The sequence below is a fragment of the Sporichthyaceae bacterium genome (assembly GCA_036493475.1).
Lineage (GTDB): Bacteria > Actinomycetota > Actinomycetes > Sporichthyales > Sporichthyaceae > DASQPJ01.
Genome location: DASXPS010000200.1, coordinates 23,314 through 29,558 on the forward strand (window position 1 = coordinate 23,314; position 6,245 = coordinate 29,558).

Below are 6,245 nucleotides of genomic sequence, written 5' to 3' on the forward strand. Positions count from 1 at the left end.
GCATCGTTCGCGCGGCGCGGGGCAGTGCTGCGACATGAGCGAGCACAGCGGCGTCGAGGCGTTCATCGGCGGGCTGAACTACACGATGCTCGTGGTGACCTGCCGCGCCGACGACCAGCCGGCCGGCTGCCTGGTCGGGTTCACCACGCAGACCAGCATCGACCCACCGCGCTTCTTGGTGTGCTTGTCCCGCACCAACGTGACCACCCGGGTGGCCGCGTGCGCCGAGCACTTGGCCGTGCACCAACTCGGCCGGGAGGACGTCGACCTGGCCCGGCTGTTCGGTGAGCACACCGCCGAGGACGAGAACAAGTTCACCCGGTGCGCGTGGACCGACGGCCCGCACGGGGTGCCGATCCTGGACCGTGCAGTGGCCTGGATGGTGGGCCGCGTGCTGTCCATCGGCGACGGCGGCGACCACGCCGAGTTCCTGCTGGAGCCGGTCGACGGGCATCGGCGCAGCTACGCCCGGGCGCTGATGTTCACCGACCTGCCGCACCTGGACCCGGGCCAAGAGGCCTGACGGGCCGTCAGCTGCGTGGACGGCGGGTGAAGGTGAGATGGGTGACGCCGCTGGGCATGGTCACGCTTTGCACGTCGAACCGTTCGTGCAGACCCTCCAGGCCGTCCCACAGGCGCTCGCCGCGGCCGACCACCATGGGCGCCACCGCGAGGTGCATGTGGTCGACGAGGTCCGCAACCAGGAATTGGCGCAGCGTGGACACGCCACCGCCGATGCGCACGTCGTCGCCGTTGGCCGCCTCTCGAGCCATCACCAGTGCCTCGGCGGGTGAGGCGTCCACGAAGTGGAACGAGGTGCCGTTGGCGAACTCGATCGAGGGTCGCGGGTGGTGGGTGAGCACGAACACCGGGGTTTGGAACGGCGGCGCGTCGCCCCACCAACCCGGCCAGTCGGGGTCCCACGGGCGGGTCGGATCGAACTTGTTGCGGCCCATGATCTCCGCACCGATGCCCTGACCCCAGGCACTGCTCAACACTCGCTCCGGACCGGCCGGGATGTCGGGCTGTTTGTCGATGCCGTGAATGACCCGGCCGTCGAACCAGGCCATCAACCGGAGGTCGGCGCTGCCGAACGGCTTTTGTCGACTCTGCCCCTCCCCGGTGCCGAAGCCGTCCAGCGAGATGCAGAAGTTGTGTACACGGGTGCGGGACAAGGAACACTCCATCCGTCGGGCAGACAGGACATGACAGCGCGGTCTGGTCAGTGTGCCGCTTCGCCCACCGCCACCGGATGAACCTGTCCCTCGGTGATCGCCATCAGCTTGTCCGGGTTGGTCACCGCATGGACGCCCGCGATCCGGCCGTCGTCGTCCAACTCAACGGTGAGGATGCCGAGCACCCGGTCCGGGGCGATGATCACCAAGCCCGGCGTGCCGTTGATCTCGGTGATCCGGAACGACATCTCCTCGTACGACACGCCCTCATACGGCCGGGTCGACCAGGTCGACAACCACGCCGCGACCTTCTTCGCCCCGGTGACCGGGGCCCGCGAGGCGCGTACCTTGCCGCCGCCGTCGGACCATACGGTCACGTCCGGCGCGAGCAGTTCCATCAACGCATTGAGGTCCCCGCCCGCGGCGGCCGCGAAGAACCGCTCGACGGCCTGCTGCGTGCTGACCGGGTCCGGGTGAAACCGCGGCCGGCGGGCCTGCACGTGCTCCCGCGCGCGGTGCGCGGCCTGCCGCACCGCGGCTTCGGACCGCTCCAGGGCGACGGCGATTTCCGCGTGGGAGAAGGCAAACACCTCGTTGAGCACGAACACCGCGCGCTCCAACGGGCTCAGCGTCTCCAGCACCACCAGCATGGCCAGCGACACCGAATCCGCCGCGGCCGCGTCGGTGGCCGGGTCGTGTTCGGTGAGGATCGGCTCCGGTAGCCACGGCCCGTAGTAGGTCTCCCGCCGGGCCTGCTCGGCGCGCAATCGGTCCACCGCCAGATTCGCCGCGATCCGCGCCAGGTACCCCCGCGGCGCCGCCACATTCGCGCGGTCGACGCCCGACCAGCGCAGCCACGCCTCCTGCACCACGTCCTCGGCGTCAGTGGCCGACCCGAGAATCCGGTACGCCACCGAGAAAACCAGCCCGCGGTGCTCGGCGAAGCTCTGCTCGACGCTCATGCCGCCACCTTCGTGGCGCGCCCACCGTGTCGCCACACCAACACGCGCGGGGTGCGCGGCAGCACCTTGTACAGGGGCCACGGGCTGCGGCTGAAGCCCTCCTTGTACGCAGCGGCCACTCGCCCGGTGAGGATCCATCGCGACGGGGAATCGTTCGGCCGGGTGAACTGGGTGACCGCGTCACCGCGGCCCAGGCTGACGTTCTGGTGGAAGTACCCGAAACGCAGCCCCGCGGGCTGCTTCCCGCGCAACTCCCCGGCCAGGTTCGCCGCGGCGTGCCCAGCCAATGCAACGCCCGTTCCGCAGGTGCCGTGCACAATGCCGTAGTTCTGCGGCACCGCGGCGGCGTCGCCGACCGCGTACACCTCTGGGTGGGAGAGCGAGCGCAACGTGCGGTCGGTGACGATCCGGCCCTGCCCGTCGACGGTGAAGCCGCCCTCGCCGGCCAGCCCCGCCGCGCGCACCCCACCGGTCCACAGCACCAGGTCGGCGTCGAGGTGCTCGTCGGCCAACGCCACGCCACCGGGCAGCACCTTGACCACCTCCGCCTCCACCCGGATTTCAACACCCAGCCGCTCCAGGGCCGTGCGCACGTAGGCCCGGGCCCGCGGTCCCATCATCGCCGCCGGCTCGCCGCGCGTCGCCAGCACCACCCGCAACTGGGGGTGCTGCTGGGCGATCTCCGAGGCCGATTCCACCCCGGTCAACCCACCGCCGACCACAACCACGGTGCCGGTGCCCAACGTGGCCAGTTGCCGGGCGAAGGCCGTCGAGCTCTGCATGCTGTCCAGCGTGTACGCGTGCTCCTGCACGCCGGGCACTCGGGTGTCGGTGACCGCGCCGAGCGCGACGACCAGCCGGTCGTAGCTCAAGGTGCCACCATCCGCAAGCCGGACGGATCGCGCATCCGCGTCCACACCGCTCACCCACCCGCGCACGAACTCCACCCGGGTGCCCATCATTCGGTCCGGAATATGAAGATGCGTCAGTTTCTGCCCGGACGCGACCTGATGCAGGCGCACCCGCTCCACGAACCGCTCGTCGGCATTGACCAACCGAATCCGCACGTCGTCGCGCCGTTTGGTCCGCCCGGCCAACCCCAACGCCGCGGTCATCCCCGCATATCCCGCGCCCAGCACCACGATCTCCATGACAACCGCCCCTTCCCGCCGCTTCTCAGTTACGAGCAGCAAGACGGGCGCCGCACCCGCGATCGTGACATCCGCCAGATGTGACCCCGATCACGCAGGGCTCACGCCGAATGAAGTCAGGACGCTTTCTTGCGCGTCGCGTGCTTCTTTGCGGGGCGCTTGCGGACCGGCTTGTCGTCCTGGCGCGCACGGGTCTTCAGCCGTGCCGGGGCGCCATTGCCGGCCTTGCGACTGCGCGCCCCCTCCACGGACGCCCGCAGCGCCTCGAGCAGGTCCACCACCTCGGCCGACGGCTCTGCCTCTGCCTCGCGCACAACCTCACGACCCTTGCCCTTGGCCTTGATCAGCTGCATGACCCGGTTGCGGTAGGTGTCCCGGTAGTTCTCCGGCTTCCACTGCGAGGTCATCGACTCGATCAGCGAGATCGCGGTGTCCATGTCCCGCCCGCTACCGCGCAGCTTGCCGGGCAGCGAGGACAGCACCTTTTCCGGCTTGCGCACCTCATCGGCGAAGTACATGGTCTCCAACACCAGCGTCTTGCCGTCGGGCCGCACCGCGGCCAGGTGTTGCTTGGCGCGCAGCACGAACGTGGCGATGGCGATCCGCCCGGCGCGGTCCATCGCGTCGCGCAGCAGCGCGTAGGCGCGGCCTCCGTCCTCCTGCGCCGGCGCGAGGTAGTAACTCTTCCGGTAGTAGATCGGGTCGATCTGCGCGGCCTCGACGAAGTCGCTGATCTCGATGGTCCGGGAGCGGCCCGGCTCCACCTCCTCCAGCTCCTTGCGGGTGAGCAGCACGTACTTGCCGTTATCGATCTCGTAGCCCTTGACGATGTCGTCGTAGTCGATTTTCCGGCCGGTGCGCTCGTTGACCCGTTTGTTCCGGATGCGGTCCGACGTCCCCTCGGCGAACTCGTGAAAGTGCACGGTCTTGTCCTCGGTCGCCGAATACAGCGAGACCGGCACGTTCACCAGGCCGAACGACAGCGACCCGGTCCATACCGCGCGAGCCATGGATCACGACCGTCGCTTGACCACGATGGCCAGCGAGAACGCCGCCGCGCTGAGGCCGGCCAGTTGCACCCGCCGTTCGCCGGCCAACTCCTTCACCCGCCGACGGGCAGGTTCCGTGCGCTCGGCGAGCTGGGACTTGACATCGAGCCGGTGCGCCAACTCCGCGGTCTCCGCGGCCAGCCGCTCCCGGGTGCGAGCGTTCTGCTCCTGCAGCTCGGCCATGCTCGGTGAACTCATCGGTGGATCTCCTCGCGCACGCGGCTGATGTCCTCCTGGGTTCCGGCAACCGCACGCCGCGGCATCGGCGGCAACGCGCGCTTGGTGCGCTTCTTGCCGACCAAGCCGAGCACCGCGGCCAGGAAGAACAGGCATACGGTGACGATCAATGCGGCCAGCCAGGTCGCCATGGTCACCGCCAGCGCGGCGATCACCGTGGTGACCAGGGCCGCGGCGCCGAACAGCGCGGTGATCCCGGCGGCGCCCATCATGCCGATGCCTACCCCCGCGAGGGCGCCTTTCTTCTGCAGCTCCTTGACGGCCAGGCGAACCTCACCGCGGGCCAGTTCGGCCGCATCCGAGGAGACCGCTGAGGTCAGCTGCCCGATCGACATTTCCTGCGGCGTTGGAGGTGACGAGGTCTGCATGCTGCCTGCTCCTTGTTGGTCGCGTGCGTCAATTGTTTGTTACCCACCACTGCTGCCTGTTAAGCACTGAGGACCCTTCAGCCGGGGCGCGCATGGCCGCCGCGATCCCGGGGCAGAAAACAGACAATGTGCAACCGACGCAGGTGAGGAGTCACAGCGGATGCCACGGCGGCCATACAGCAACGAGAGCGAACGACCCGTGCGTGACCAGCACGGTCACCCGTTACCGGACCAGGCGGGCAGCCGGGCCCTGAGCCCTGACCAGATCGACCAGGGACTGGCCGCGCTGCCCGGCTGGAAACGTCGCGGCCGCGCTCTGCTGCGCACCGTGCCGGTGGCTCGGGACAGCCGCGAGGCGTTGCGGGAAGGCGTGCGCACGGTGATCTCCGATGCGGACCGCCTACGTCTCGAGGACGGCACGGACAACCTGACCATCGCCCTGCAGGGCGAACCCGAGCTGACCGCGGCAGACCTGGAGACCGCCGCTCGCATCGACACCGTGCTCAGCGGCTCCGGGACCGACCGCGGCAGCAGCTGACGACGACGCACTATCCTCGGGGCATGGCGAACGCCGCAGTCGTCGCCCTCCAGCTCGACGAGGGCGAGCGCGCCCGGCAGTTGGTCGCCGCACAGGAGATGGCCGAGCATCTCTTCGTCGAGGTGATGCAGCGTCAGATCATTCGGCCGGGGCTTGGCGAACGGGACACCAGCGACGCCATCCGAGATTTGGCCGCGGACCAGTTCGGCACCCAGCGTTGGTGGCACAAGCGGATCGTGCGGGCCGGGGAGAACACCCTGACCATCTACCGGGAGAACCCGCCGGACCGACTGATCGCCGAGGACGACATCGTCTTCCTCGACTTCGGTCCGATCTTCGCCGAGTGGGAGGCCGACTACGGCCGCACCTTCGTGCTCGGCGACGACCCGGCCAAACACGAGCTGTGTGCCGCCCTGGACGAGGTCTGGGTGGCTGCCCAGGGCTATTTCGCCGATACCCCGGACATCACCGGCGCGCAGCTCTACGACCACACCTGCGTGTTGGCCCAAGAGGCGGGGTGGGAGTTCGGCGGCATCATCGCCGGCCACCTGGTCGGGCAGTTCCCGTACGAGCGCGTGGGCCTGGACGAGGTGGAGACCCGCATCGCGCCCGGCTGTGACCTGCCCATGCGGCGCACCGACGCCCGCGGCGTGTACAGCCACTGGATCCTCGAGGTGCACCTGATCGACCGAGCCCGCGGGTTCGGCGGTTTCGTCGAGGAACTGCTCGACCTCGGCCCCCGCGCTCGCTGACTACACAACGCCC

General features: G+C 69.3%; 9 protein-coding genes. 3 read left to right on the top strand and 6 right to left on the bottom strand.

Going from position 1 to position 6,245, the window contains the following annotated elements; translation table 11 throughout:
* Nucleotides 1–34: 34 nt before the first annotated feature.
* A complete protein-coding gene (locus VGJ14_19345) occupies nt 35–523 on the top strand; it encodes a flavin reductase family protein (GenBank protein HEY2834584.1) in 489 nt (162 codons plus the stop codon).
* A gap of 7 nt (nt 524–530) precedes the next feature.
* Here the strand turns inward: VGJ14_19345 and VGJ14_19350 are convergent, their stop codons facing one another.
* From VGJ14_19350 to VGJ14_19375, 6 genes are all read right to left on the bottom strand, one after another.
* Nucleotides 531–1,175 (bottom strand): dihydrofolate reductase family protein, encoded by a 645-nt coding sequence (locus VGJ14_19350; protein ID HEY2834585.1) that lies wholly within the window; start codon nt 1,173–1,175, stop codon nt 531–533.
* Between the two features lie 47 nt (nt 1,176–1,222).
* Nucleotides 1,223–2,137 (bottom strand): RNA polymerase sigma-70 factor, encoded by a 915-nt coding sequence (locus VGJ14_19355; protein ID HEY2834586.1) that lies wholly within the window; start codon nt 2,135–2,137, stop codon nt 1,223–1,225.
* On the bottom strand, nt 2,134–3,288 hold the full coding sequence (locus VGJ14_19360; protein ID HEY2834587.1) for an FAD-dependent oxidoreductase: 1,155 nt from the start codon (nt 3,286–3,288) through the stop codon (nt 2,134–2,136). The genes VGJ14_19355 and VGJ14_19360 overlap by 4 nt, the downstream gene beginning before the upstream one ends.
* A gap of 116 nt (nt 3,289–3,404) precedes the next feature.
* On the bottom strand, nt 3,405–4,298 hold the full coding sequence (locus VGJ14_19365; protein HEY2834588.1) for a Ku protein: 894 nt from the start codon (nt 4,296–4,298) through the stop codon (nt 3,405–3,407).
* Between the two features lie 3 nt (nt 4,299–4,301).
* Entirely contained in the window at nt 4,302–4,535 is a 234-nt protein-coding gene (locus VGJ14_19370; GenBank protein HEY2834589.1) for a hypothetical protein, read from the bottom strand.
* Complete coding sequence (locus VGJ14_19375) at nt 4,532–4,942, bottom strand: phage holin family protein (GenBank protein HEY2834590.1); 411 nt, start codon at nt 4,940–4,942, stop codon at nt 4,532–4,534. Before VGJ14_19375 ends, VGJ14_19370 begins: the two co-directional genes overlap by 4 nt.
* 160 nt (nt 4,943–5,102) lie before the next feature.
* Between VGJ14_19375 and VGJ14_19380 the strand changes: the two genes are divergently transcribed.
* A complete protein-coding gene (locus VGJ14_19380) occupies nt 5,103–5,480 on the top strand; it encodes a hypothetical protein (protein HEY2834591.1) in 378 nt (125 codons plus the stop codon).
* Nucleotides 5,481–5,503: 23 nt separating this feature from the next.
* Nucleotides 5,504–6,232: a M24 family metallopeptidase gene (locus tag VGJ14_19385; protein ID HEY2834592.1), complete on the top strand. Its 729-nt coding sequence runs from the start codon at nt 5,504–5,506 to the stop codon at nt 6,230–6,232.
* Nucleotides 6,233–6,245: the final 13 nt, after the last annotated feature.

What these genes read in the sequence shown, in the direction of transcription:
- VGJ14_19345 (HEY2834584.1), top strand. Translation starts at nt 35, where the DNA reads ATGAGCGAGCACAGCGGCGTCGAGGCGTTCATCGGCGGGCTGAACTAC.
- VGJ14_19355 (HEY2834586.1), bottom strand. Translation starts at nt 2,137, where the DNA reads ATGAGCGTCGAGCAGAGCTTCGCCGAGCACCGCGGGCTGGTTTTCTCG.
- VGJ14_19360 (HEY2834587.1), bottom strand. Translation starts at nt 3,288, where the DNA reads ATGGAGATCGTGGTGCTGGGCGCGGGATATGCGGGGATGACCGCGGCG.
- VGJ14_19365 (HEY2834588.1), bottom strand. Translation starts at nt 4,298, where the DNA reads ATGGCTCGCGCGGTATGGACCGGGTCGCTGTCGTTCGGCCTGGTGAAC.
- VGJ14_19370 (HEY2834589.1), bottom strand. Translation starts at nt 4,535, where the DNA reads ATGAGTTCACCGAGCATGGCCGAGCTGCAGGAGCAGAACGCTCGCACC.
- VGJ14_19375 (HEY2834590.1), bottom strand. Translation starts at nt 4,942, where the DNA reads ATGCAGACCTCGTCACCTCCAACGCCGCAGGAAATGTCGATCGGGCAG.
- VGJ14_19380 (HEY2834591.1), top strand. Translation starts at nt 5,103, where the DNA reads ATGCCACGGCGGCCATACAGCAACGAGAGCGAACGACCCGTGCGTGAC.
- VGJ14_19385 (HEY2834592.1), top strand. Translation starts at nt 5,504, where the DNA reads ATGGCGAACGCCGCAGTCGTCGCCCTCCAGCTCGACGAGGGCGAGCGC.